Consider the following 26,671-nt stretch of genomic DNA (forward strand, 5'->3'; position numbering starts at 1 on the left):
ACCGCTTGTGCCATCTCCAAAAGCCCAGAAGATAGATTTAAATAGTGATTATCCCTGTCCCTGTGGACGAAGGGGGCGACTGATGCCCATTGTCCTGACAGAAGCCTTCGGCTGCAATAAATGCCAGCAAATATTTGTAGTGGAGGAAAATGGTCATGCGATCGAGCAACTCTCGACGACCTATCCCTACAAAAGATCCTGGCACTGGACAGGAAGTAGGTGGAGTAAAGCCTATCCCCGGATCAGAGACAGTTACCTACCTGTGGCGCTGCTAATCATTGTGGTAGTGTTTGTGGTAGGACTGTTTTTGGCTCCCAAATTACCAAAAGAACCTCACATAATCATTGGGTTTATCATGGGAGCAGTGGTGGCGTTGATGTTGATAGTCCTAATGTACTGGCTAGCTTACAGACGTTAGCTTTATGACCACCGAAACGTTTGATGCTTCAGTGAATCCGAATTTGATGGCGACAGTTCAGCGTGCCTATCACGCTTCTTTTACACTGGGTACCATCAAAGGAGTCGATCGCTCGCGTGCCGTGCAAGCAATGGCACAAGCACTAAAAAGCGCCTCCGACGAAATTTTGGAAGCCAATACCCTAGACTTGGAAGCAAGTCGGGAAATGGCAATTCCAGAATTAATTTTAGAGTGGCTAAAACTGACACCGGAACGCCTGCAAACTACGATCCAAATGCTGCAAAGGTTAGGGGAGTTACCAGATCCGATGCGGCGAGTCATGACAGCAGCTTATCAGTTGGAACATTCCCAAACTTACTGTCAGCTGATGCCGTTAGGGGTAATAGCTTTAGTTTATGAGGCGTTTCCTGAATTGGGTGCGATCGCAGCTGGCTTATGTATGAAAACGGGGAATACTTTAATTCTGCGGGGTGGAACTGAAGCGAGTCATTCCAACAGTGTAATTGCTCAAGCTTTGCAGTCAGCATTGCAGGGAGTAGGAATACCAGAGGGAAGCTTAGAACTTTTGCCGACCGATCAAGGTGGTTCTTTGCGAGATTTAATTACACAAGACCGCTACATTAATTTAATTATCCCTTACGGTCGGCCCAGTTTAGTGCAGCAGGTAGTACGCCAATCAACTGCACCAGTTTTGAAGTCGGGAATGGGTAACTGTTATCTATTTTGGTCGCCTTCGGGTAGCTTGGAAGTAGCGCGTTGGGTGATTATGGATAGTCATCAGAGTGAGCCCGATCCGGTAAATGCGATCGAAAAAGTTTTAATTCATCCCAATCAAAAACCCTCTTCCTTAGTCACCCTATTTAACAGCTTGAAGGAAAAGGGCTTTACTTTAAAAGGTGATTCCAATTTAGTGGCAGAGTTTCCTGAGTTGAGAAGCACAAATGATTCGGAATGGAGTGAACCTTACCTGACTAAGACTGTAGCTTTTAAGCTGGTGGATAGTTTAGAAGGTGCGATCGCTTGGATTAACCAATACAGCAGCGGTCATGCTGACTGTATAGTTACCGAATCTTACCAAGAAAGCCGCCAATTTGCCTTGGGTGTCAACAGTGCCTCAACCTACATTAACGCTAGTCCGAGATTTTCGCGAAATCCGGGAAGAGGAGACGCTATCTTTCTGGGAATGTCTAACCAAAAAGGACAGCGCCGAGGCTTAATCAGCATGGAAGCCCTGACAACGCTCAAACACATTGTCCAGGGAAATGGCAGATTTTAGAGTGGGGACTGGGGACTGGGGATTGGGGACTGGGGACTGGGTAGAGTTTTGAGTTAAAGAGTTTTCTTGCCCCTCTGCCCCTCTGCCCCTCTGCCCCTCTGCCCCTCTGCCCCTCTGCCCCTGGAGCCTACTTCTGCGCGAGTTTGACATTCTGGGCTAAACCAAGGAATTGCAGGACTTGAATAGTCATCCATGTCATGTCAATTTCCCACCACTGTAAACCGTGACGGGCAGAATATTGAAAGGCATGGTGGTTATTGTGCCAACCTTCGCCGTAGGTGACTAATGCTACCCACCAGCAGTTGGTTGAGCGATCGCCTGATTCATAAGTACGATACCCAAATTTGTGGGTAGCACTGTTAACAAACCAGGTACAATGAAATACTGCCATCAACCGGACGAAAACGGCCCAAACTACAAAAGGCCAGCCACCTAAAAGGTAGAGACCAATTCCCAGTATTACTTGTAACAACACAAAGTATTTTTGGAAAAACTGATAAACTGGGTCTTCGGCAAGATCTTTCGTGAATCTAGGTATATCGGCGTTAGCTGGACTATCAAATAACATCCAGCCGATATGACTCCACCAAAAACCCCGATTTGAATCATGCGGATCGGGTTCTTGATCGGAATGGAGATGATGCAGGCGGTGTAACCCAACCCAATCGATTATTCCTCCTTGGCAGGCAAGTACTCCGCAGAAAGCTAAAAAGTACTCCAACCATTTTGGGGTTTGAAAACTACGGTGGGATAATAAACGATGCCACCCTAGAGTAATACCCAAGCCTCCTGTAACCCAGTGGAGGAAGACAGCCAAGCCGATCGCCGCCCAATTGAAATTACTGGGAAGTAGAGCAAATAATGCTCCAAAGTGAACTACCAATAAACCAATTGCATGGGAAGTATTGGGACGAAGTTGAGTTGAGCTTGCAATTGTCATGCAGGAACCTTAAAACGAATTGTCTAGCCCAATCTGCGCGATCTTAAAATCCGCATACCTATATCGTGAATGAGGAATTAATGAACAGCTTATTTAAGCTGCTTGAAGCAGAACAGGCACTATTTCCGATTTTTTCTGGAATTGACGCTCAGGTCAAGCAAAATCTTAAAAGAGTTTTAGCAGCTTTTCGTCGTCATCGCGTCGGAGCCCATCACTTTGCGGGTGTTTCCGGCTATGGACATGATGATTTGGGGCGGGAAGTTTTAGACAAGGTGTTCGCGGATGTTATGGGTGCGGAAGCTGCTGCGGTAAGAGTGCAGTTTGTTTCCGGTACTCATGCGATCGCTTGCGCCTTGTTCGGTGTCCTGCGTCCCGGTGACGAAATGCTGGCTGTCGTCGGTTCTCCCTACGACACACTCGAAGAAGTCATTGGCTTGCGCGGTGAGGGTCAAGGATCACTTATTGAATTTGGCATTAAATACCGCGAATTACCTCTGACAAAAGAAGGAAATGTGGATTGGGAAGCTCTCTCCCATGCGGTAGGTGAAAAAACGCGCCTGGTCTTGATCCAGCGTTCCTGTGGCTATTCTTGGCGTTCTAGCCTCTCTATTGAGGAAATTGAGAAGATTATCTACCTTGTGAAGCAGCAAAACCCTAACACGGTTTGCTTTGTGGATAACTGTTATGGGGAGTTTATCGAAACCCAAGAACCTACCCATGTGGGTGCTGACTTAATAGCCGGGTCATTGATTAAAAATCCGGGGGGTACGGTGGTCACGGCGGGGGGTTACGTCGCTGGGCGGGCTGATTTGGTGGAAGCGGCGGTTTGTCGCCTCACAGCCCCCGGAATTGGCAGTGCGGGGGGCGCAACTTTTGACCAAAACCGTTTGCTGTTCCAAGGTTTGTTTTTAGCGCCGCAAATGGTTGGGGAGGCGATGAAGGGAACTTATTTGACTGGTTATGTGTTTGACAAGTTGGGTTATCCGGTGAATCCTCCCGCTTTAGCACCTAGACGGGATGTGATTCAAGCGATTAAATTGGGTTCGGCCCAGAAGTTAATTGCTTTTTGTAAGGTGATTCAGCAATATTCCCCGATCGATTCTTACGTGGAACCTGTACCTTGGGATATGCCCGGTTATGAAAGTCAGGTGGTCATGGCTGGTGGTACGTTTATCGAAGGTAGCACTTTGGAATTTTCGGCAGATGGGCCATTAAGAGAACCTTACATTGTTTATTGTCAGGGTGGGACACATTGGACTCACATTGCGATCGCACTTGAGGCGGCGATTGAAGCGATCGGACCTGCTTGAGGGCAAAAAAGCTTAAGGAAAGAAAAACGGTAAAAGGAACAGGGTAAAATTTACCCAGTACCCAGTCCCCAGTCCCCAGTTACTATGTGTCAACTTTTGGGAATGAATTGCAATGTACCGACGGATATCTGTTTTTCCTTTGAGGGTTTTTCTGCTAGAGGGGGAAGAACAGATACTCACCAAGATGGTTGGGGAGTTGCTTTTTTTGAAGGTTTGGGATGTCGGATTTTTTTAGATGCTAAACCTGCGATCGCTTCCCCAATTGCTGATGTGGTAAGGTGTTATCCTATCCGTTCTACTCATGTAATTGCTCATATTCGGAAAGCAACTCAAGGGGAAGTTGCTTTAGAAAATTGTCATCCTTTCCGGCGCGAACTTTGGGGGAGATATTGGGTTTTTGCTCATAATGGAAATTTACCAGATTTTAATCCCGAAAATGAGGGGTTTTATCGCGCAGTTGGACAGACTGATAGTGAGAAAGCTTTTTGTTTGATTTTGAATACTTTGCGATCGCATTTTCCCAAAGTTAAACCACCTTTGGCAGAACTTTATCCGGTGTTAAAGGAAGTAACTGCAAGTTTAGCCCAAAAGGGAACTTTTAATTATTTACTTTCTGATGGTTCAGACTTTTTTGCCCATTGTTCGACTAATCTTTGGTACATTGTAAGGCAAGCGCCTTTTGCTGCTGCTCATTTAATCGATCAAGATGTGACGGTGGATTTTCAAAAGTTGACTACTCCGAACGATCGAGTAGCAATTATTGCGACTACTCCTTTAACTGATAATGAGGTTTGGACGCAAATTAAACCGGGAGAATTGTTGGTTTTTCAAGATGGAATGCTAAAAAAAATTGGTTCGTTGTGAACACTTCAGTGTTCATAATTTAGCTTGGAGACGACTGAAGTCGTCACAACGAACAACGACTGAAGTCGTTACAACGAACAACGACTGAAGTCGTCACAACGAACAACGACTGAAGTCGTTACAACGAACCAATGATTATAACCATTCATTTCTTAATTTTTCGATCGCTTGTTCTTTGAATTTTGCTTCTACTTCTATCCAAGGTGCTGATTTATAAGAAGTTGGCATTACTGTGATTAAATCGCTGTGTTGTTGGTCGTTGAAAGATTCTTTGCCGTTGGAAATATGAACTAGTTGCCATTCTGGTTTAGGCCAGGTTGTCTGGGCTTTGGCTAACATTTCGGCTACACTAGGATGGTCGTAACTATCAAGTTTTTCGTGGATTATATGATGATGTGCATCAAAAACCATTGGGATATTTGCGGCGCGACAAATGTCGAATATTTCTGATGCGCTGTAGGCATATTCGTCATTTTCTAAGGCGATTCTAGAACGAATTGTTTCTGGTAAATTGGCAATTACATTAATTAGTCTTTCGGCGCGATCGCTTTTTCCCCCATGTATTTCCATGACTGTCCAAGGGGAACGCGGTAAACCTAATAAATCTAAAATTCGCCCATGATTATTGAGTATTTTAATGCTGTTTTCAATAACTTCTGGTTTGTCGGAACTTAAGACGACAAATTGATCGGGATGAATCACAATTCTCATCCCTAAATTTTGAGCGCGACCGCCTATTTCCCGCAAAGTTTCCGCAAATTCTGTTAATACATCTTCGCCAATGGCATCATCAGAAAAAGGAAATAAGGAAGAAGGAAGACGATATAATTTAAAGTTGTTAGCTGCACAAAAAGCGATCGCGCTACCCAGTCGCCGCAAGTTTTCTGCATATAATTCTCTTAACACCCTGATTTGTTCTGTGGGTATTAATTGTAATAATCTTTTGCGAGTAATAGTGCGATAACGCACTTTGTCAGATGCGGTGATGCAGACTAAACCTAACTGAGGTAAAGTGATTGTGGGGGTGGTTGTGCGATCGCTTTCTGTGATTAAATTCATTGTTTCGCGCCTTGGGGTAAAAAAGCAGCTGAATCATAATAGGTACGAAAACGCTGTACCTTTCCATCTACTGTTTCTATGATACTCACACCTTGATATTTTAGCGGTTCACCTGATGTTAAAGTACCTTCAGAAATCCACTCTAACACAGCAGAACCATTGCTTTCTACCACATTGGTAAATTTAGAATGTATTTGTTGAAAAACTGACAAATATTTTTGCCAAAATTGTCTAGCACCATCTTTTCCTTGTAGCGGTGATGGAGTTGCTAAATTACTTAATTGAGCATCTTCAGTAAACAGAGAAACCAAAGATTCAACATTCTTATTTTCCTCTATTTGCTGAAGCGTTTGCATAAATTTCTCAGCAGTTTCACTTGCCATTTTTGTTCAACTCCCTTACTTATTTTAGCGGATCGTGTCCCCAATTCATCAGCGAATATCGCCAGCGAGAATCTTCAATGTCACTTGATGGTTTTTGCGCGGAATGACGTTTAATGTAACTCACAACTCGCTGCATTTGGGAAAGGTCGTCGTCTGTGTAATTTGCCTCTTTTTTCTGCAAAATCTCTACAATATGTCTACCAGATTCATGACCAATTGACTCTTGATTACCGTCTTTTTGACCGACTGATTTTGACTCATCTGTTTTGAGCCAATTTTCAATTTCTTTCGCCGTCATATTGACATTATGCTGAAATTCTTCTATTACAGCTTGCGAGTCTTTACTCATTTTTATTCCTCAATTTTCTGCAATGATTCTGGTTTATGTGCAGCTTCTTTCCCTGATTTATCGCTTTCCACCAAGTACTCTGGGTTATCTTCCGAAGCAGCAACATGATGACTTTTAATGTCTGTTGGTGAAGTCAGTTTTTCTTTCACTTCGCCTTGAGTTTTGCCTTGGGAAGTCTTCCATTCCACTTTGTCGCCTTTTTTAAATTCGTCCGCCAAAGTTTTGCTCCTAATCTCGAACCCTCTATTTGTTACATTGTGTTAACAAAGACGAATTAAACATCAACCGAAATATAGAGATCGCCATTCTGGTAAAATATTCTTGTTGTTAATTGCTACTTTCTCATGTCTCCAGAAACCACCCCAGAACTACAAACCACCACAGGTGCAGATGCGATCGATGAAGCTATTGCTAAAGGAATAGATTTTGATGGTTCTCCCATTCCTGCTGAAAAATTAGATCTTTACAATAAAGTTATGGCATTGGAGGCGGGGAGACAACGTAGCGGAGTTAGCAATACAATGCGATCGCGAATTGTCAGAATTGGCGCAAAACACATTCCCCAAGATGAACTCAATCAAAAGCTAATTGATGCAGGGTTCGCGCCTTTAAAAGACAAAGAAATTGCCTTCTTTTACGGTGGAAAATAAAATTATAATTTGTCATTTGTCCTTGGTCATTAGTCATTAGTTATTACAAAGGACAAATGATGCCATTTGCCAAAGGTTCATTATCAAAACTTATTCCAATCACAAATGACAAATGACAAATGACAAATAACAAAGATTATCCTTACCCATCACAAAGAAAAGTAATTATGGGAAAGCGAGGTGCAGTGGCGACAAGTCAAAACCTCGCAAGTTTAGCAGGAATAGAAATGTTATTAGCTGGGGGAAATGCGGTAGATGCAGCTGTAGCAATGGCGATCGCACTCACCGTAGTTGAACCCACATCTAATGGCATAGGTTCTGATGCTTTTGCGATCGTTTGGGATGGAAAATTACATGGGTTAAATGCTTCAGGAAAAAGCGCCAAATCTCTTCCTTTAGAAGCATTTACAAACTTAACAGAAATCCCCTCAAACGGATGGTTGCCTGTAACAGTTCCCGGCGCGGTTTCTGCTTGGCGAAACTTATGGGAACGTTGGGGAAAATTGCCTTTTGAACAGTTATTTTCTCCTGCAATTCGCTATGCTGAAAATGGGTTTCCTGTTTCTCCGGTAACTGCACAAGCTTGGCAACGTGCGGAAAGGATATTTTTACCTTTAAATCCTCCTGAATTTCAACATTTTAAACAAGTGTTTTTTCCCAAAAACCGCGCACCCAAAGCAGGGGAAATTTGGGGAAGTGAGTTGCATGGGAGGACTTTGAGAGCGATCGCAAATTCTGGCGGCGAAAGCTTTTATAATGGAGAAATAGCCCAGAAAATTGCTAACTTTGCTGCCGATACAGGCGGGTTTTTAACCACAGAAGATTTAGCGAGTCATGTAGCAGATTGGGTAGAACCAATTTCGACAAATTATCGCGGTTTAACTGTTTGGGAAATTCCCCCCAACGGACAAGGAATCGCCGCTTTAATAGCATTAAATATATTAGAAGGTTTTGATATTGCAAAATATCCCCGCGAATCTGTCGAAAGTTATCATCTACAAATTGAAGCGATGAAATTGGCATTTGCTGATGTTCATCGTCACGTTGCTGATATTAAATTTATGACAGTTGCAGCAGAACATCTTTTAGATAAAAGCTATGCTGCTGAACGCCGAAATTTAATTAATGACAGGGCAATTTATATTGCTGAACCCGGACTTCCTAAAGGTGGAACTGTTTATTTAGCAGCAGCAGACGGGGAATTAATGGTTTCCTTTATTCAATCGAATTTTGAGGGTTTTGGTAGTGGAATATTGATACCTGAAACAGGAATTGCTTTGCATAATCGCGGATTAGGTTTTACCTTAGAAGCTGGACATCCTAACCAATTTGCCCCAGAAAAACGCCCCTTTCATACTATTATCCCCGGATTTTTAACTAAAGATAATCGACCTTTAGGCCCATTTGGAGTTATGGGAGGGCCAATGCAACCCCAAGGACATTTACAAGTAATATTAAATATGGTGGATTATGGGATGAATCCCCAAGCAGCTTTAGATGCTCCGCGTTGGTTTTTTGAAGCAGGAAATAGAGTATTATTAGAAGAAAGTGTTTCGCCAAAAGTAGTAGAATTACTATTAGCAAGAGGTCATGAAGCTAGGGTAACGAGAAATACATCTTTGTTTGGCAAAGGTCAAATTATTTTACGTCAAGAAGATGTGTTTATTGCAGGTTCGGAACCTCGTGCTGATGGAATGGCGATCGCACTTTAGAGAAAATAGAATAAAATGGTTATAGTTGGAAAGCTTCTCCGACCTTTAAGCTAAAAAGTATGAATAGAACACAGCAATTTACTGCAATTATTGAACGAGAAGGCAATGAATATGTATCATTTTGCCCTGAATTAGATATTGCTAGTCAAGGTAGCACCGTAGAAGAAGCACAGCAAAATCTTATTGAAACCTTAGAATTATTTTTTGAAACTGCTGATGCTTCGGAAGTTCAGCGTCGTTTACATACAGAAGTTTTTGTAACTCGTGTAGAGGTGAGTATTGGGTAAACTACGGGTTTTATCAGCAGCAGAAGTTTGTAAAATTTTGGCAGAAAATGGCTTTGTACAAGTACGACAGCGTGGTAGCCACATTATTATGCAACGCAAATTACCTGATACAACTGTCACTGTTCCTGTACCAAATTACTCAGAAATAAAGATTGGTACTTTACAGTCAATAATTCGCCAATCAATGTTACCTCGCTATCTTTTTGAAGTACAAGAGTAATATAAATAAGGCGAGCGGTAAGTTATTAATTGCTGAAAGTATTCGCTGTTCTACTTATGTTTCCTGCTTGCTGTTATTTAATAAATCTATACTCACTCTAAAATCAAATCCATTGCCTTTTTAATAATCTCTTCTCGATTCACCATTTCCCCAATCTCTTCAGCTTCATAGCGTCCTTCAAAAGCTTCTAGTGCCGCATCTCTTAAAGCTGAATTATAAGCATCTTCTAAAGTTTCTAATAACTCTTCTTCAGTCAAATAATTGCCCTTTGCTTTGTGTCGCTTATTAGTACGTTGAATTTGCTTGACTGAATTAAGTATCGAAGTATCCCAAGATTTAGTAGTACGCTTTTCCGCAGATTGTTTGATTAAATGCAATAATAAGATAATGCCATAACTAAAAATTTTGTTGAGTTTATCAGATTTACTCATTTCTTCTAATTCTTCTACAATTAGCAGAGCTTCGGATATTTTGCCCTGATGCAACAATTCTTTTAATGTGAGTAATTCTTCCATTGCTTGTGAATCCTAAACATTTTGACTTCCAAAGTGTTGCTGACAAAATTTGATCGCTTCCCCCAAATCACTAGTAACGTGAGGATATACGATAATTGGCGGTTCAACGATCGCCAAACTAACTCCTAATTCTGCTGCTAATTGCCGTTTAATATCTTCTCCCCCAGGCGCACCAGAAGCTTTAGTTACTACCATTGAAATTTGCCAATGTCGCCAAAGTTCTCTTTCTAAGTTAATCGGAATTGGCGGACGCATAGCAAATAATTTATCTGATGTAAAACCAGCTGCTAAAGCTGCTTCAATAGAAGTAGTAGCAGGTAAAACTCTGGCGAATAAAGTCGATCGCTCATGCCAATCTCTAAACAAAGGCAAAACCTTATAACCCACCGTTAAAAGCACCCTTTTCCCTACCAAATATTCCCCCGCTACTAACCTCTCAAAACTATCCAAACAAATCAACCTTCCCCCCATCTCCCCACCTCCCCACCTCCCCACCTCCCACCTGGGGCGTTCAAAACGCAAATAAGGAATATCTTTTTGAGAGCAAGCGGCGATCGCATTTTGGGAAATTTCCACTGCGTAAGGATGAGAGGCATCCAACACGGCAATAATATTTTGTTGAGTTAAAAATTGCTCAATCTGGGATAAATTGAAACGCCCTACCCAAACTTGCAGCAAAGGCGAATTTGGATAGAGCGATCGCGCACTTTCGGTAGTTACAGAAATTACCAAAGGCAGCCCAATTTGAAGCAACGCTGTTGCTAATTTAGCACTTTCCCCAGTGCCGCCAATTAACCAGATCCTATCTTGAGTTTCTGATTCCTTCTGCAACTGTTGACTCTCAATTAACCTTTGAGGGCTTTCGTAAAATTGCGGCGAAAAGATTTATTCCACATTAACGCAGGCCACAATAAGGCTAAAGAGATGCGAGTCGGCAAACTGCGTTGGAAGTTCGTCCTTTCAAAACCAGTCCAGAACTTCCAAACGCCTGCAACGTAACCCACCACCAATACTAAAAGAATTAACTTACCCATAAAATCTCCTAACGACCCTACTTATATCTTAATTTCTGCATCTGAAAGTAGCATTCTTTACCCAGAATAGCAGATGGATATTTAGCTGGCGACTTTGATATAATCAGAACACAGCCTTTAAATAAAATGTAGCTGATTAAATAAATTTTAGCTTTACTCTGTCCCAAATTTTTTGCATCGGCAAAACAAGTATATTTAGGAACGATCTCAATTTTGTTGCTGAAAACAGCACAATCAATCAATTATTAATTTAGTTTTGTTTAATGATAATTCTGGCAAGTTAACTGATTTGCTAAAAAATGTTTAACAAAAACTCTCAGTCGGGAAACCAGAGAGATAATAAAGATTGCGACGCTGGCTATAACTTAGAATTGTATTAGAGTACTTCTGTTAATTACTAATTATAAAGCCAAGCTCAGCATCTAACCTAAAAGTTAGTAATATTTGTGCGTCAAGATTATTAAAAGCTATCTGCCCAAAAATTAGAACTAGAGAGAGAGGTGATTTTAATAAGTTGTTAGGAATGAGCAAAAATACTTGATAGGAGTTGAACCAACTCCGAGAAAATTAGTTAAGCTTATCTAACAGTCGAAATGTAATTATTGAACAAACCTAAGATTGGTTTACTGATACCAGAGTATTATTAAATGTATCTTAGGAGTTAGTAATAAACATCCCAAGATAGGTGAATCAAATTATCTATTACCTGTGTAATAAAAATAGGTATCGCAGTCCCAGGTACTAAGTGTCACCAGGAAAATCGTATAATTACGAATAAGTACTTTATAGTGGTTAACCCAGCTATAACCACTAGACAAAATATCAGGGGCAAAGTGAATCAAAGTTTTAGTGGGGAAACCTAACTATCACTCAACCCGCCCTAATTTGTAACAAATAATTAAGAAGATAAAATAGGAGGACTTATGCGGGCAGTGCTGATGGCTGGCGGATCGGGAACCAGATTAAGACCGCTAACTTGCGATCTCCCGAAGCCAATGGTTCCGATACTCAATAGACCGATCGCAGAACACATCATCAACTTACTAAAAAGACATAGAATTACAGAAGTAATTGCCACATTACATTATTTACCAGATGTGATTCGTGATTACTTTCATGATGGTAGTGATTTTGGCGTACAAATGACCTACGCTGTGGAAGAAGACCAACCTTTAGGAACAGCAGGATGCGTCAAAAATATTGCCGAACTTTTGGACAAAACATTTTTAGTAATTAGCGGTGATTGTATTACCGACTTCGACTTAAGCGCCGCCATTCACTTTCATAAACGGCATCAATCAAAAGCTACAATAGTGCTAACTCGCGTACCGAATCCGGTGGAATTTGGGGTAGTAATTACAGACGAAGATGGACATATAAAACGATTTTTAGAAAAACCCTCTACTAGTGAAATTTTTTCCGATACAGTCAACACAGGCATCTACATTCTAGAACCAGAAGTTTTAGACTTTTTGCCAGCTAACCAAGAAAGTGACTTTTCCAAAGATTTATTTCCTTTGTTGTTGGATAAAGGAATACCAATGTATGGCTATATTGCCGAAGGTTACTGGTGCGATGTTGGTCACTTAGACGCTTATCGAGAAGCACAATATGATGGATTATGTGGCAAAGTTAAATTAGAAAAAGCTTACGGCGATCGCTCGCCCTACGTCGGAGAATCAGGAATTTGGATCGGACAAAATACCTACATTGACCCCACAGCCGAAATCGAAGCACCAGTCTTAATCGGAGACAACAGCCGCATTGGGCCAAGAGTACAAATAGAAGCCGGAACTGTCATTGGCGACAAAGTAACTATTGGCGCAGAAGCTAACTTAAAACGCCCGATAATTTGGAATGGTGCGATCGTCGGTGAAGAAGCCCAACTGAGTGCTTGTGTGATTGCCAGAGGTACAAGAGTCGATCGTCGCGCCCAAGTTTTAGAAGGCGCAGTCGTTGGTTCCCTGTCCACAGTCGGAGAAGAAAGCTTAGTTAATCCAGGTGTCCGGGTTTGGCCCAGCAAACAAATTGAATCCGGTGCAACCTTAAACATTAACTTAATTTGGGGACAAAGAGCCACCCGGAATTTATTTGCTCAAAGAGGCGTTTCAGGATTAGCAAATATTGATATTACCCCTGAATTTGCCGTCAAATTAGGTGCCGCTTACGGTTCCACTTTAAAACCTGGATCGCAAGTAGCTGTTTCCCGCGATCAACGTAGCATCTCCCGCATGGTTTCGCGTTCCTTTATTGCGGGTTTAATGTCAGTGGGAGTTCATGTGCAGAACTTGGAAGCTACAGCGATTCCGATTACTCGCACAGTAATTTCTACTTTGTCAGTAGTCGGGGGCATTCATATTAGAATACATCCTGAACGTCCCGATCACATTTTGATTGAGTTTTTAGATTTGAAAGGAATTAACATTTCTAAAGCCCAAGAAAAGAAAATTGAAGGAGCGTATTTTAAGGAAGATTTACGCCGAGCCCAAATTGATGAAATTGGCACTATGGCTTATCCGAGTCAGGTGATGGAACTGTACATTACTTGTTTTGAAAAACACCTGACAACTCAAGCAATTCGCCATAGTAATTCCAAAGTAGTAATTGACTATGTTTATGCGGTTTCTGGAGCAGTATTGCCGCAATTATTAGCTAAGTTTGGTTGCGATGCGGTAGTATTAAATGCTTCCCTCAATCAAACAGCTGTTTCCGCAGTGGAAAGAGAAGCATTATTACATCAACTTGGTCATGTGGTAGAAGCATTAAAAGCCAATTTTGGTGTCCAAGTATCTGGCAATGGTGAACAGTTAATTTTAGTTGATGAAACTGGCACACCAATTCGCGGGGAAATGCTAACCGCTTTAATGGTAGATATGATTCTGACTGCTAATCCGCGAGGAACAGTAGTAGTTCCGGTTGATACTTCCAGTGCTGTAGAACAAATTGCCCGACGACATGACGGCAGAGTAATTCGGACGAAAGCTAATCCGAGTGCTTTAATGGAAGCTTGTCAAACTAATTCTCATGTAGTCTTAGGTGGTTCAGCAGAAATGGGATTTATTTTCCCCCAATTGCATCCGGGATTTGATGCGATGTTCTGCATTGCTAAGTTGATTGAAATGTTAACAATTCAAGAGCGATCGCTCGGCTCAATTCGGGAAGAATTGCCCACAGTTTACCATAAAAGCCAAACAGTACGTTGCCCTTGGACAGTGAAAGGAGCATTAATGCGCTATTTAGTAGAAACTCATCCCGCTGATTCTTTAGAATTAATTGATGGGGTGAAAATTTGCTCTTTAACTGATGATAGTTGGGTATTACTTTTACCCGATGCTGGCGAACCATTGGTGCATATTTTCGTGAATAGTAGCGATCGCACTTGGGTCGATCGTACCTTAAAAGAATACCGCTTTAAAGTGCAAAACTTCGTTGAACTAGAACAACGAGAACAAGCAATTAAATAGTTGTGTGGTAATCGGTAATTAGTAGTTGGTAATTGGTGATTTTTTCCAGGAATTATCAATAACTAATTACTAATTAGTGAAAAAGTTGTAAAATAGGAATAATGCCGACAAAAACAAACAATCATCACTCAAATTTTATTTATGAACAGCTGCATTTTAATGGCTGAGGTCGTACAAGATCCTCAACTGCGATATACACCCGATAACCTCGCCGTTGCTGAGATGTTAGTACAGTTTCCCGGTGTCAAACCTGAAGATCCTCCAGCTAACTTAAAAGTAATCGGATGGGGAAATTTAGCCACAGAAATTCACGAACGCTGTCACCGAGGTTTGCACGTAGTTATTGAAGGTCGTTTGGGGATGATCACCTTTGAACGTAAACCAGAAGGTTTTAAAGAAAAACGTGCCGAATTAACTGCCCAAAAAGTTCATTATTTAGGTGCTAGTGACAGTTTTGCAGCGACTACACCAGTAACAACAACTGCTAGAAGCCAAGCTACAAATAGTCATCAAGACTCTTATCATTCTGGCAATGTAGCAACTACAACTAACAGATCTGTAGCAACTGCAACTGCAAGAAATACTGCTACTATTCCCGAAGTAGATGTAGATGATGAACCTCTTCCGACTGTTACTACTACAAAAACACAAAAACCAACAACACCAGTAAATCAACCAGATGTGGATGATATTCCTTTTTAGGTGTTTGTTTATGACTGTTCGTTGTGAACACTTCAGTGTTCCCCGAAGGGTAATGTACGACTGAAGTCGCTACAACAAACTGTACGACTGAAGTCGCTACAACGAACTGTACGACTAAAGTCGCTACAACGAACTTTACGACTGAAGTCGCTACAACGAACTTTACGACTGAAGTCGCTACAACGAACTTTACGACTGAAGTCGCTACAACGAACAATCATGATGATTAAACAGGAGTGGGTAAAATACCTCTTTCTCTAAATGACAAATTACCAATGACTAATGATTAAATCGCCTGAATCCACTCCTTAACTTCGTATTCTGTCCAAATCCCATTTTGCCAATAAGGATCGGCTTCAACTAACTGACGAACGGTAGTTTCATTATCTGCTTCGTAAATACCAAAAACTTTTGTTAAATCTTTAGTTGGGCCGATCGTAATTAAAACACCTGACTCTTTTTGAGTTGCTAAACCATCTAAATGTGCTTGTCGATAGGGTTCTCTTTTTTCCAGAACATCCTCACAATAACTTCCCCAGATCACGTATTTTGTCATAATGTAAATTTTCCAGAAATCAAATGTAATATAGCACAAGCGAGATCCCCGACTTCTTCAAGAAGTCGGGGATCTGTGTACTTAACTTCTGAGAGTGACTTGGAATTTTTCGGACAAAGCTTCCCGGACTTGTTGATGTACAGATTCGATATCCTCTTCTGTGAGGGTACGATCGCCCGCCCGATAAATTAACCGAAATGCTAAACTACGTTGTCCTTCGGGTACATTTTCACCCAGATATTGATCGAACAATTCCACTGATTCTAATAAAGTACCAGCAGCTTTTGCCATTACCCGTTCAATTTCTGCCACAGAAACTTTAGTGGAGGCAAAGAAAGCGATATCGCGATCGGATGCTGGATAACTAGAATAGGGTTTTAAAACTGGAGTGGAAATTTCCTCTTGATTCATCTGTTCTAGTAACACATCCAGGTTTAATTCAAACACATAAACTGCATCGGGAAGACCTCTTTCTTGACGTAACTGGGGATGGAGTTGCCCGAATGTTCCTAAGCGATCGCCTTGTACCCACAAAGAAGCAGTCCGTCCCGGATGTAAGCGAGAATCACGGCAATCAGGTTGATATTCTACCGTAATTCTTAACCGTTGAAACACGCTTTCTAAAACGCCTTTAGCTTCATACCAAGTCATTGGTTTTTCCTTTCCAGAATTTACCCAACGACCTACTGTAGGATCGCCACCGATAATTCCCGCTAAAGAATCAGCTTCCATTAAACCATCTTCTTCACTCCAGAAAATGCGCCCGATTTCAAAACCATTTAAAGCGCCATTTCCTTGTTCTAAGTTATATTGGAAACTGTCGATTAATCCCGAAATTAAATCAGTGCGTAAAGCCGAATATTCGCTAAACATTGGGTTACGCAGTTTGATTTGTGCTTCTCCTTCCGGTTTCCCCAAAGAGTAATGTACTAACTCTGTTAAACCCGCACCTCGTAAAGCTTCGCGCAATTTACGAGTTAACAATTGGTCAATAGAAAGATAACCAGGTTCCGTTTCTTCTGGTAATTCTACACAGAAATTATCGTAACCATAAAGACGGGCAATTTCTTCGATTAAATCGATTTCCCGTTCTAAATCTCGATAACGATAAGGAGGTACTGTAACTAACCAAACATCTTCATCTTCAGTGGGAGTAATTTTGCATCCCAAAGATGTCAGAATGGGGCGAATATCTTTTGGTTCTAACTCGCCAATTTCTTCGTCTAAATCTATAGGCCCTAAAATTTGATTGACGCGATCGAGACGTAGTTCGATCGATCTTGTCCAAGCAGATTGATTAGGACGATTATCGGATATTTCCTGTGTGACTGGAACTCCACCAGCTAATTCGGAAATTAAGGCGATCGCACGCCGACAAGCTAACTCTAATTCTGCCTGATTCACGCCTCTTTCATAACGTCCAGAAGCCTCAGTTCTGATTCCCAAACTGCGTGCCGAACGGCGAATTGCTGTAGGATCGAATAATGCTGCTTCTAGCATGATACTTTGAGTTTGCTCGGAAACTTCTGTTTCTTCACCACCCATTACCCCGGCTAAAGCAACTGGTCGATCGTTAGCAGTAATTAACAAAGCTTGGGGTTGTAAATTGCGAGTTTGTCCGTCTAATGTTTTTAAAGATTCGCCATTTTTAGCCAAGCGAACACCGATAGTTAGAGAATTTTTACCCGTGACAGATAGCAAACTTTGGCGATCGAAAGCGTGTAGAGGTTGTCCCCATTCTAAAAGTACGTAATTGGTAATATCTACCACATTATTAATTGGTCTAATTCCCGCCCCTTGCAATCTTTGTTGTAACCAAACTGGGGAAGGATTAATTTTGATATTTTCAATTACCGTACCAATATAAGCAGGACAAGCTTGGGTTTCTTCAATCTTTAAACTTAAAACCTCTTTGTTTCCCACTGGAATTTTAACTTCAGGAACTTCTGGTAATTTCAAAGTTGCCCCAGTTAAAGCCGCCACTTCTCGCGCAATTCCAATCATACTTAAAGCATCAGCACGATTAGCCGTTGCTGTCAAGTCTAAAATCACATCATCTAAACCTAAAAGTGGGCGAACATCGCTGCCTAAATTGATATTTTCCGGGTCAAAGCTATGAATTCCCGATGATTCCTTTTCTAGCCCTAATTCTGCCAAAGAGCAAATCATCCCTTCCGATCGCACACCGCGCAGTTTAGTCGATCGCAATTTCAAATCAATTTTTGGCAGATAGGTACCAATAGTCGCAACTGGCACAAAGAGATCTGCCTTGACATTAGCCGCTCCACAGACAATATTTAAAGGAGTACCTGAGCCAACATCTACCTCGCAAACTCTCAGCTTATCGGCGTTGGGGTGCGGTTGACAACTCAGCACCTTACCCACTACCACACCATCAGCCCAAGTGCGACGGTCTTCAATGTCTTCTACTTCAAACCCAGCCATAGTCAGCTTGTGGGCTAATTCTTCCGGGGTGATAGTGAAATCTACCAGTTCCCGCAACCAGTTCAGAGAGATCCGCATTGCTAAAATGCCTTTACTGTTGTCAGACTGTCTATTGTACCTAAAGTATCAACAATCCCGGCTTCTTTACTAGTATAAGAATGCCGAAGGCAAAGAAAGGGAACTCCTGAACCGGATAAAATTTCCCTTCTTTACTGGCAACGCCAAAAATATTGCGTAAAAATACGTATTTAGATAACCAATTACAATATATCTGCAATGCTTATCATTAGTAATATCTCGGATTTAATCTCTCTAGACCACCATGATAATATCTCTGTATGTGATAAGCTCAGATTGAACGCTCTACCAGAGAATCATCCATTTTAGTTAAGATGGAAGTATCATTTTTAGCTTTATTGTCGAATCATTAAGTAATTTATTTGTTAGTTTTCCAGTGACAACGGGTAATCTAACTATGGATAGGTTGAATTTTATGTAATTTCAATGGAGGTGAATGTAGAAGAAACTAAGAACAGTTGACAGATTTAGAGGTTGCTTAATCAAATCTTTAATTGATTTGTTGCATACATAGTACCGTAATTGTTGGTTTTAGCCCGGATAATAAAAATAGGGCGCTCAAAGAATACTGAAATGATCCTATGCGCGAGTGACGCTGAATGAGCTATTGCTTAAATCCAGCCTGTCCTAATCCAGAAAACCCAGACCACGAAGAAAGTTGCCAAGCTTGTGGTTCACATCTCATGCTGCGCGATCGCTATCGTGTAATCAAACCTCTGGGTCAGGGTGGTTTCGGAGCTACATTTTTGGCTAACGATCAATTATTGCCGGGAGAACCAAGTTGCGTAATTAAGCAACTCCGTCCAACGGCTACCGCACCTCACGTTTTTCAAATGGCCCGCGAGTTATTTGAACGAGAGGCCAGAACATTAGGACAAATTGGTAATCATCCCCAAGTACCGCGACTGTTGGACTACTTTGAAGACCATCAGCAATTTTATTTGGTGCAGGAATACGTATCTGGGGATACTCTACAAAGAGAAGTGAAACAAAGTGGCCCCTTTAGCGAAGAAGGAGTCAAACAATTCTTGAGCGAGATCCTACCAGTACTACAGTATATTCACGGTCAAAAGGTAATTCACCGGGATATTAAACCAGCCAACTTAATTCGCCGCAACCAAGACCGCAAGCTAGTTTTAATTGACTTTGGGGCAGTGAAAAACCAAGTCAACCCAGCAGCGGCAAATAACTCAGACCAAACAGCTTTAACAGCTTATGCTATTGGTACACCAGGGTTCGCACCCCCAGAACAAATGGCGATGCGCCCGGTTTATGCTAGTGATATTTATGCTTTGGGAGTCACTTGTATTTATTTACTAAGTGGCAAATCTCCCAAAGATTTAGATTACAACCCCTCAACTGGGGAAATGCTGTGGGAAAAGCACGTTCGCATGGTCAACAGTTTGAGTGACCATTTTGCCAATGTGCTGCGAAAAATGTTAGAAGTATCGGTGCGCGATCGCTACCAATCCGCCAACGATGTCCTCAGAGCCTTAGACCTAGAACCATACCTTGATAGTTTAGCCCAAGGCATGATTGCTGGGCCACCACCGGGATCTACTCCATCATCAGGTAGTAAGTTTGGCCCTAATTCCCTGAATAGTGGCACTGGTTCAAAAGGAGCTGGCGCTGCCAATTCTGTGGTGAAAGCAGCAATGGCAATTCGTGCCAGACGCACTAGGCTAGAAGGAACAGATATCCATTCGGGAATTAGTGGCTATCGAGCTAATGTTAACAGAAATAGCGGAAATTTACCTAGTAGTGATAACTTTACTGGAAGTAAGAATAGAAATATTAAGCGCAAATTAGACGCGCAAGAAGTACAAACTTCCTACAGCAAAGGTAGAAGAGATTTTGCTCAACAAAATCTCAGCTTACTTAATTTACAAAAAGTTGATTTATCAGAAGCTATTTTCCATCAAGCTAGATTAAATCGTACCAATCTTCAAGGCGCAAATTTATTTCATGCCGATTTTGGCAGAGCCAGTTTAAATCAAGCAATTCTCCGGGATGCTAACTTAGGTAGAGCTTATCTGAGTTATGCTGATTTAGAAGGAGCAGATTTGCGTGGGGCAGATTTGAGTTATGCCCATCTGATGAATGCCAATTTGAGAGGGGCAAATCTCTGTGGTGCTAACCTTACTGGTGCCAGAATTACAGAAGAACAGTTAGCAATGGCTAAAACTAACTGGATGACAGTACGCCCCACCGGAAAACGCGGGATTTGGTAAGTTTGGGGACTCTTGACTCTTGAGTCTTGACTCTTGACAAGGGGACAAGGGGACAAGGGGACAAGGCGACAAGGGGACAAGGGGACAAGGGGACTGGGAAAAAAAAGTTCTCATGACTAATGATTAATGACTAATGACTAATGACTAATGACTAATGACTAATGACTAAGACAGCACTAATTACAGGGGTTACAGGTCAAGACGGCTATTACTTAAGCCGATTCCTTTTGCAAAAGGGTTATCGAGTGGTAGGCTTGGTATTACCTCAGAGGCAAAGTAGTCTGGCTAAGTTGGGTTCTTTGGTTAACAAACTAGAGATTTATGCCGTCGATCTGACTGATAGTAGAGTGCTTTCTGGCTTACTTGAACAAGTACATCCTCAAGAAATTTATAATTTAGCTGCTCCTAGTTTTATTCCAGATTCTTGGAATAACCCACTCGAAACCTTAGATGTAATCGCTCGAACAACAACTCGACTGTTAATGGCGGTTCGTCAAGCAGGTGTGAAAGCTCGATTTTATCAGGCTAGCAGTTCGGAAATGTTTGGGCAAGTAGACCCTTCACCTCAAGAGGAAAATACGCCCTTTCGACCGATGAATCCTTACGCTACAGCCAAATTACACGCCCATTGGACAATGGTGCATTATCGTCAGCGTTATAATTTGTTTGCTTGTAGTGGCATTTTATACAATCATGAATCTCCCCGCCGACCAACGCAGTTTGTGACTCGGAAAGTGTGTTTGGCAGCAGCAGCGATTAAATTGGGAATTAGCGATCGCTTAGAACTTGGCAACTTGGATGCGAAACGCGATTGGGGCTATGCGGAAGATTACGTCCAAGCCATGTGGCGAATGTTGCAACAGAACCAACCAGAAGATTATGTGATTGGCACCGGAAAACTGCACAGTGTCAAGGAATTAGTAGCTACTGCTTTTGAATGCGTGGGATTAGATTGGACTCGCTATGTGGTAGTGAATCCCAATTTAGTCCGCTCAGACGAACATTTTCTGTTAGTAGCTAACGCCAAAAAAGCTAAACAAAAACTGCAATGGCAACCGCAAATGAGCTTTGAGAACCTAGTAGAAAAAATGGTACTCAAAGATTTAGAGCGATTGCAGAATGGCACAATTGCGACTAGCGCTAAACCTTAGTTAAGCAGGGAAACTCTCTGTGCAGAGGTGCACAAGAGAAAAATTAGGAGTTAGTTTGAGGAAAAAGCTTCAGATTTGGGAACTCTATTAAGTAGGTGAGTTGATCTGCACCTAGCTTGAACTGAGATAAGAGCACCACTCTCAACAAGACTTGAAAAACCGGGTTTCTTCACGGAAAATCAAGGCTTTCAGGTTTAGTTATTGGCTCACCTCCCGGAATAAGCCTTGGTGCAAGATCTGAGTTGAATATAAATTTAAGGATAAGAAGGAAATGAACAGCGAACAGAGGTACTTATTTGTTTTCTTAGAAATCGTTGGTGTTGAAGGTGGGATTCAATCCTATATTAAGGATATTTGGCGAGCTTATGTGGGATTGTCTGAACAAACTGTTGCGGATGTATTTTTACTCCGTGATGCACCAGTAAAAAACAATCCTTTTGCTACCGAAAAGCTGAGATTTCATTATTTTAAAACCATAAATCCGATGTTAGGGCGAGTTTGGATGATTGCTGCTTTAGTAATTTATCTTTGGCAATATCGTCCAGATCATGTATTTTGCGGTCACATTAATTTAGCACCTTTAATTCAAACACTTTGCCAAATTAGGGGAATTCCCTATACAGTTTTGACTTATGGTAAAGAAGTTTGGGAACCGTTAGGGCCAAAATATAAACAAGCTTTGCAACAAGCGTCGGGAATTTGGACAATTAGCCGTTATAGTCGTGACCAAGCTTGTCAAGCTAATCAAATTAATCCCAAATTGGTGGAATTTCTTCCTTGTTGTGTAGATGGGGAAACCTTTACGCCAGGAGAGAAGAATCCAGCTTTGGTGGAAAAGTATAATTTGGCGGGTGCTAGGGTGTTGATGACTGTGGCGCGACTGTGGTCTGGGGATATTTATAAAGGTGTAGATGTGACGATTCGGGCGCTAAGTGCGATCGCGCAAACCTTCCCCAACGTAAAATACTTAGTCATCGGTCGTGGTGACGACCAACCAAGATTAGCGCAATTAGCCAAAGATTTAGGTGTCGCTGACAGAGTAGTTTTTGCAGGTTTCGTACCCACAGAACAATTAGTAGAACATTACCGCCTCGCTGATGCTTATATCATGCCTTCTCAAGAAGGATTTGGCATTGTCTATTTAGAAGCTATGGCTTGCGGTGTTCCCGTGTTGTCTGGTGACGCTGACGGTTCAGCTGACCCTTTACAGGATGGGCGTTTGGGTTGGCGAGTCCCACACCGTAACCCAGAAGCAGTAGCAGCAGCTTGTCAAGAAATTCTCCAAGGGGAAGATCAACGTTGTGACGGGAAATGGTTACGACAGGAGTCTTTAGCCAAATTTGGTCGAAATGCTTTTCGCCAAAGACTCAAAGAATTATTGGATAGTACAGAGTAGCTAACGAACCGGAGTAATAAGGGAGGGAAACGCAGAGATTCGGAGTACTCAGCTACGCCAGATGAACGCTTGTAGGTGATGACTTAATAGGATCGGGCGTGCGATTCGTTGTCACCGGCGCGACCTGTAAAAGGGTCATCTGTTTCGCAGAGCCAACTCTGCTAAGGGATTCACAGCCCTTACCCTCATGTAAAAGACTCAACAGAGTCCGACCACACCTCAGTACAGTAATGGAAAAGGTGGAATGCAGGTCACAAAAGTAGCCAAAACTGGTAGCCTAAGCTGGTTAGGAGCAAGAGGGAGTTCTCTGATGGTGAACGGACGTGAATTATCGATAAACTGCGCTATACGAAGGATGTCCAAATCAGGCTGATAGGCATAAGTGGGTAGTTTTGATGCTCGGTGATCATCAAAACCTGTGAATAACCAAACTCACCGCAGAATAGATAACACCTAAAAGAGAACAGAACAACAGATGTATCAACAGGGTAAACCCAACAAGGTCTAGGGAAAGGTCGAAAACCCTAGTAGGTCAAAGGTAACGATGACGTAAACCCTTGGAGGGTAGAGGATGGATGAAAAAGCAAATGCTGATTTGTAATGAATCAGATAGAGGTTCAAATTTTGCCTCTGACCGAAAGGAAAGCAGACTTCATCTGGGTCTTATACGAAAGACGAAATGATTAAGAAATCGAATCCAATGACAAGTTAGATACCGCCATGTTTATGACAGTAAACGGACAAAGGAAACAGCTAGAAGATTGGAGCCAAATTAATTGGCGGCAAACTCGAAAAGCTGTGAGAAATCTACGTCAAAGAATCTTTCGTGCCAGACAACTTGGTGACTATCGTAAGCTACGAAGCCTACAAAAGTTAATGCTTAAAAGCGGAGCAAACCTACTGTTAGCAGTCAGACAAATCACTCAAACCAACGACGGTAAAAAGACGGCAGGGATTGACAAAGAGGTTATAAACACCCCTGCACAAAGAGTGGAATTTGTACGTAATTGGAAAGGAACAAAACCCAGTCCCACAAGACGAGTCATGATTCCCAAGCCAAACGGCAAAAAGCGTCCTCTTGGTATCCCAACCATTAAGGATAGAGTCATGCAATCAGTAGTGAAAAACGCACTAGAACCCGAATGGGAAGCACAGTTTGAAGCCAATTCATACGGATTCAGACCGGGCAGAAGTTGTCAAGATGCCATAGAACAAGGGTTTAATCAACTATCAAGATGGCATAACTGGGTTCTAGAAGCTGATATCAAAGGCTTCTTCGACAACATTGCTCATGAAGCCATTCTCGACAGTATTAGTAATTTCCCACAAAGGGAACTAATAAGAGGATGGTTAAAAGCTGGATTCATGTTCCAAGGGAAAATTAACCCGACAGAACAAGGCACACCACAAGGAGGGGTGATATCTCCGCTTCTAGCCAACATAGGACTGCATGGGTTAGAAACATACATAAAATCCACCAATCCGAAACTTGGCGTGGTGAGATACGCTGATGATTTCATAGTTACAGCTAGGGACAAAGGAAGTCTCGAAAAAGCACAAATCCAGATTCAGCAATGGATGAGAGAAAGAGGCTTAGAACTCAGCACTGAGAAGACGCTAATAACGTCAATGGAAGATGGTTTCGACTTCCTTGGCTTCAACCTAAGACACTATAGCGGTAAACTACTAACCAAACCATCCAAAAAGAAAGTATTAGCTTTCTGTAAGCGGATAGGAAAGGAAATCAAACGTCTGAATGGTCAAGAACAAGAGACAGTTATTAGAAAACTGAATCCTATTCTCAGAGGTTTTGCTAACTATTACAAAGGTGGAGTTAGCAAAGAAACTTTCAGCTATATCTCACACCGAGTATGGCAATACCTTTGGCGTTGGGCAAAGCGTAGACACCCCAACAAAAGCAAAAAGTGGGTGAAAAACCGTTACTTTAAGACCATCCAAAATAATCAATGGACGTTCACCTGTGAAAGTGAACGCCGTAGGAAAAAGGCAGAAATCACCCTGTATCCTATCGCAAAAACACCCATTGAAAGGCACATAAAGGTTAAAGGTAGCGCATCACCAGATGACCCGTCCCTAAAAGAGTACTGGGATAAACGTCACCAAAAGAACGGAAAATCATACTGGGAGAAAGGCTCAAAATATTACGAAGTAGCCCTTCTCCAAAATTGGAAATGTCCCATCTGCGGTGAACCATTAATCAATGGGGAAGAGGTCGAAACCCACCACATAGTACCTGTAGCTAAAGGCGGTCTAGACGACACAGACAACCTACAGCACTTACACGCAGCGTGCCACAAACAGGTACATTCAAAACCCAAGTTGAAAGGCTTGAAGTAAGGCTTGAGCCGTGTGTTGGGAAACTGACAAGCACGGTTCTTAGGGGAGGTGCGGGTAGTAATACCCAAACCTTACCCGACAATCAGTGGATAAAACCACGAAATACCGTGACTCATGTCCATTAAAGGATGTGAAACTCTCAAGATGATAGGGGTGCAAGCCCCCTCCACCGGGTAAGGGTGTGACTCCCAATCTAGCCACAGCGACTAGACTCGGAACTCTAGAGACTGAAGCTGGCAGTAGGGCGCAATCAGAGCTTGTTCCGAAAGCACACTGGCGCTAGGGGAGTTCCCAAGATGAAACATAGCCTAGAAAAGCAACTTAAGGTAAAGCCGGACGGAAAAGAATAACCCCCCGGACTTCACTAGAGACAATACCCGCTAGCTTTTGCCCGAAAGACTAGCCTTACCAAGGGTATCTAGTAGTTGAATTGGCTACATCTAAAGGAACGAGACAATCACTTGAGGGAACGAAGAAAAACGAATCTAAGGTCTTGGGAAAGGTCGAACCCCAGGTAGGCGTGACGAGACGCGGAAACCCCTAGATTCGGGTAGGATGCGAAGTAACTTTCGCAAGGCAATCAGAAAACACTTAAAGGAGTAGAGCATGATTAGGCACAGTCTTAGCGCTAGTGAATTCTGGAGAAAGTTACCCTCGAAGCAATTCCGACGTAACCTATTCCGCCTACAAGTGCGAGTGTTCAAAGCTATTCGAGCCAATGACCTGCGTGCGCGACCTGAACTGGTCATCTAGTATGAGGAACCCAGTCCTCTAGGAGATTCACACCTCCTACCCTCACGTAAAAGACTCGTAAGAGTCCGGTCACGGTTCAGTAAGTAATGAAACAACCGGAATGCAGACCACGAAAGTAGCCAAAACTAGCAGCCTAAGCTGGTTAGGAGCAAGAGGGAAATTCTTGAATGGTGAACGAAAGTGAACTGTCCCAAGCTACGTGACCATTGGAGGAACCAAATAAGGCTGATAGGTTCCTATGAGGGGGTTAAAGATTTCGCAGTTCTTTAACCGTGTGAACAACCAAACCTCATCGCAGTATAGACAGCACCTAACAAGAAAAGAAAACTAGACGATACAACAGGGTAAACCCTACAAGGTCTAGGGAGAAATCCCTAGTAGGTCAAAGGTAACAATGATGAAACCCTTGAAGGGCAAAGGATGGATGAAAAAGCGAATGCTGGTTTGTAATGAATCAGATAGAGGTACCCTTCGGGAAGCCTTCGGCTACAAAATTTGCCTCTGACCGAAAGGAAAGCAG

24 protein-coding genes are annotated in these 26,671 nt (G+C 42.2%); 14 read left to right on the forward strand and 10 right to left on the reverse strand.

Going from position 1 to position 26,671, the window contains the following annotated elements; all coding sequences use genetic code 11:
- Nucleotides 1-7: 7 nt before the first annotated feature.
- Nucleotides 8-418 carry a hypothetical protein gene (locus ACE1CI_RS25935; protein ID WP_413268331.1) on the forward strand — a complete coding sequence of 137 codons (411 nt, stop codon included), beginning with the start codon at nt 8-10 and terminating at the stop codon, nt 416-418.
- Nucleotides 419-422: 4 nt separating this feature from the next.
- On the forward strand, nt 423-1,694 hold the full coding sequence (locus ACE1CI_RS25940) for a glutamate-5-semialdehyde dehydrogenase (protein WP_413268330.1): 1,272 nt from the start codon (nt 423-425) through the stop codon (nt 1,692-1,694).
- A 127-nt stretch (nt 1,695-1,821) separates the two neighbouring features.
- On the opposite strand, the gene ACE1CI_RS25945 is transcribed toward ACE1CI_RS25940, so the two are convergent.
- Nucleotides 1,822-2,634, reverse strand: coding sequence for an acyl-CoA desaturase (locus ACE1CI_RS25945; RefSeq protein ID WP_413268329.1), 813 nt, complete (start codon nt 2,632-2,634; stop codon nt 1,822-1,824).
- Nucleotides 2,635-2,714: 80 nt separating this feature from the next.
- Here ACE1CI_RS25945 and ACE1CI_RS25950 point away from each other — a divergent pair, with 80 nt between their 5' ends.
- Both ACE1CI_RS25950 and ACE1CI_RS25955 read left to right on the forward strand, forming a co-directional pair.
- On the forward strand, nt 2,715-3,944 hold the full coding sequence (locus ACE1CI_RS25950; protein WP_496615823.1) for an aminotransferase class I/II-fold pyridoxal phosphate-dependent enzyme: 1,230 nt from the start codon (nt 2,715-2,717) through the stop codon (nt 3,942-3,944).
- A gap of 84 nt (nt 3,945-4,028) precedes the next feature.
- Nucleotides 4,029-4,808, forward strand: coding sequence for a class II glutamine amidotransferase (locus tag ACE1CI_RS25955; protein ID WP_413268327.1), 780 nt, complete (start codon nt 4,029-4,031; stop codon nt 4,806-4,808).
- A gap of 135 nt (nt 4,809-4,943) precedes the next feature.
- On the opposite strand, the gene uvsE is transcribed toward ACE1CI_RS25955, so the two are convergent.
- The 4 genes from uvsE to ACE1CI_RS25975 are packed head-to-tail and all read right to left on the reverse strand — an operon-like array spanning nt 4,944 to nt 6,817.
- Nucleotides 4,944-5,867, reverse strand: coding sequence for a UV DNA damage repair endonuclease UvsE (gene uvsE, locus ACE1CI_RS25960; protein ID WP_413268326.1), 924 nt, complete (start codon nt 5,865-5,867; stop codon nt 4,944-4,946).
- The gene (locus ACE1CI_RS25965; protein WP_413268325.1) at nt 5,864-6,250 is read right to left on the reverse strand and encodes a nuclear transport factor 2 family protein; all 387 of its coding nucleotides are present in this window, start codon (nt 6,248-6,250) and stop codon (nt 5,864-5,866) included. The genes uvsE and ACE1CI_RS25965 overlap by 4 nt, the downstream gene beginning before the upstream one ends.
- A 19-nt stretch (nt 6,251-6,269) precedes the next feature.
- Nucleotides 6,270-6,599 (reverse strand): DUF3140 domain-containing protein, encoded by a 330-nt coding sequence (locus ACE1CI_RS25970; RefSeq protein WP_413268324.1) that lies wholly within the window; start codon nt 6,597-6,599, stop codon nt 6,270-6,272.
- A 2-nt stretch (nt 6,600-6,601) separates the two neighbouring features.
- A complete protein-coding gene (locus ACE1CI_RS25975) occupies nt 6,602-6,817 on the reverse strand; it encodes a hypervirulence associated TUDOR domain-containing protein (protein WP_413268323.1) in 216 nt (71 codons plus the stop codon).
- 126 nt (nt 6,818-6,943) lie between these two features.
- On the opposite strand from ACE1CI_RS25975, the gene ACE1CI_RS25980 reads away from it, so the two are divergent.
- From ACE1CI_RS25980 to ACE1CI_RS25995, 4 genes are all read left to right on the forward strand, one after another.
- Entirely contained in the window at nt 6,944-7,249 is a 306-nt protein-coding gene (locus ACE1CI_RS25980; RefSeq protein WP_413268322.1) for a small RNA NsiR4-regulated ssr1528 family protein, read from the forward strand.
- 119 nt (nt 7,250-7,368) lie between these two features.
- The gene (locus ACE1CI_RS25985) at nt 7,369-8,961 is read left to right on the forward strand and encodes a gamma-glutamyltransferase family protein (protein WP_413268321.1); all 1,593 of its coding nucleotides are present in this window, start codon (nt 7,369-7,371) and stop codon (nt 8,959-8,961) included.
- Nucleotides 8,962-9,020: 59 nt separating this feature from the next.
- Nucleotides 9,021-9,248, forward strand: coding sequence for a type II toxin-antitoxin system HicB family antitoxin (locus ACE1CI_RS25990; protein WP_496615824.1), 228 nt, complete (start codon nt 9,021-9,023; stop codon nt 9,246-9,248).
- Nucleotides 9,241-9,468 carry a type II toxin-antitoxin system HicA family toxin gene (locus tag ACE1CI_RS25995; RefSeq protein WP_413268319.1) on the forward strand — a complete coding sequence of 76 codons (228 nt, stop codon included), beginning with the start codon at nt 9,241-9,243 and terminating at the stop codon, nt 9,466-9,468. The genes ACE1CI_RS25990 and ACE1CI_RS25995 overlap by 8 nt, the downstream gene beginning before the upstream one ends.
- A 92-nt stretch (nt 9,469-9,560) precedes the next feature.
- Here the strand turns inward: ACE1CI_RS25995 and ACE1CI_RS26000 are convergent, their stop codons facing one another.
- The 3 genes from ACE1CI_RS26000 to ACE1CI_RS26010 are packed head-to-tail and all read right to left on the reverse strand — an operon-like array spanning nt 9,561 to nt 11,017.
- Nucleotides 9,561-9,983 carry a DUF29 family protein gene (locus ACE1CI_RS26000; protein WP_413268318.1) on the reverse strand — a complete coding sequence of 141 codons (423 nt, stop codon included), beginning with the start codon at nt 9,981-9,983 and terminating at the stop codon, nt 9,561-9,563.
- A 12-nt stretch (nt 9,984-9,995) separates the two neighbouring features.
- On the reverse strand, nt 9,996-10,814 hold the full coding sequence (locus ACE1CI_RS26005) for a cobalt-precorrin-6A reductase (RefSeq protein ID WP_413268317.1): 819 nt from the start codon (nt 10,812-10,814) through the stop codon (nt 9,996-9,998).
- A gap of 14 nt (nt 10,815-10,828) precedes the next feature.
- Nucleotides 10,829-11,017, reverse strand: a complete 189-nt coding sequence (locus ACE1CI_RS26010) for a hypothetical protein (RefSeq protein WP_413268316.1) — start codon at nt 11,015-11,017, stop codon at nt 10,829-10,831.
- A 923-nt stretch (nt 11,018-11,940) separates the two neighbouring features.
- Between ACE1CI_RS26010 and ACE1CI_RS26015 the strand changes: the two genes are divergently transcribed.
- Nucleotides 11,941-14,481: a sugar phosphate nucleotidyltransferase gene (locus tag ACE1CI_RS26015; RefSeq protein ID WP_413268315.1), complete on the forward strand. Its 2,541-nt coding sequence runs from the start codon at nt 11,941-11,943 to the stop codon at nt 14,479-14,481.
- 141 nt (nt 14,482-14,622) lie between these two features.
- Nucleotides 14,623-15,183 carry a single-stranded DNA-binding protein gene (locus ACE1CI_RS26020; RefSeq protein ID WP_413268314.1) on the forward strand — a complete coding sequence of 187 codons (561 nt, stop codon included), beginning with the start codon at nt 14,623-14,625 and terminating at the stop codon, nt 15,181-15,183.
- 286 nt (nt 15,184-15,469) lie between these two features.
- Here ACE1CI_RS26020 and ACE1CI_RS26025 read toward each other — a convergent pair whose 3' ends face one another.
- Both ACE1CI_RS26025 and pheT read right to left on the reverse strand, forming a co-directional pair.
- Entirely contained in the window at nt 15,470-15,739 is a 270-nt protein-coding gene (locus ACE1CI_RS26025; RefSeq protein WP_413268313.1) for a YciI family protein, read from the reverse strand.
- 81 nt (nt 15,740-15,820) lie between these two features.
- Complete coding sequence (gene pheT / locus ACE1CI_RS26030; RefSeq protein ID WP_413268312.1) at nt 15,821-18,262, reverse strand: phenylalanine--tRNA ligase subunit beta; 2,442 nt, start codon at nt 18,260-18,262, stop codon at nt 15,821-15,823.
- Nucleotides 18,263-18,861: 599 nt separating this feature from the next.
- Here pheT and ACE1CI_RS26035 point away from each other — a divergent pair.
- From ACE1CI_RS26035 to ltrA, 4 genes are all read left to right on the forward strand, one after another.
- The gene (locus ACE1CI_RS26035; RefSeq protein WP_413268311.1) at nt 18,862-20,493 is read left to right on the forward strand and encodes a serine/threonine-protein kinase; all 1,632 of its coding nucleotides are present in this window, start codon (nt 18,862-18,864) and stop codon (nt 20,491-20,493) included.
- A gap of 161 nt (nt 20,494-20,654) precedes the next feature.
- Nucleotides 20,655-21,644 (forward strand): GDP-mannose 4,6-dehydratase, encoded by a 990-nt coding sequence (locus tag ACE1CI_RS26040; protein WP_413268310.1) that lies wholly within the window; start codon nt 20,655-20,657, stop codon nt 21,642-21,644.
- Nucleotides 21,645-21,915: 271 nt separating this feature from the next.
- On the forward strand, nt 21,916-23,040 hold the full coding sequence (locus ACE1CI_RS26045) for a glycosyltransferase (protein ID WP_413268309.1): 1,125 nt from the start codon (nt 21,916-21,918) through the stop codon (nt 23,038-23,040).
- Between the two features lie 720 nt (nt 23,041-23,760).
- A complete protein-coding gene (gene ltrA / locus ACE1CI_RS26050) occupies nt 23,761-25,398 on the forward strand; it encodes a group II intron reverse transcriptase/maturase (protein ID WP_496615352.1) in 1,638 nt (545 codons plus the stop codon).
- Nucleotides 25,399-26,671: the final 1,273 nt, after the last annotated feature.

It is taken from the genome of Floridaenema flaviceps BLCC-F50 (genome assembly GCF_041929275.2).
GTDB lineage: Bacteria > Cyanobacteriota > Cyanobacteriia > Cyanobacteriales > Aerosakkonemataceae > Floridanema > Floridanema flaviceps.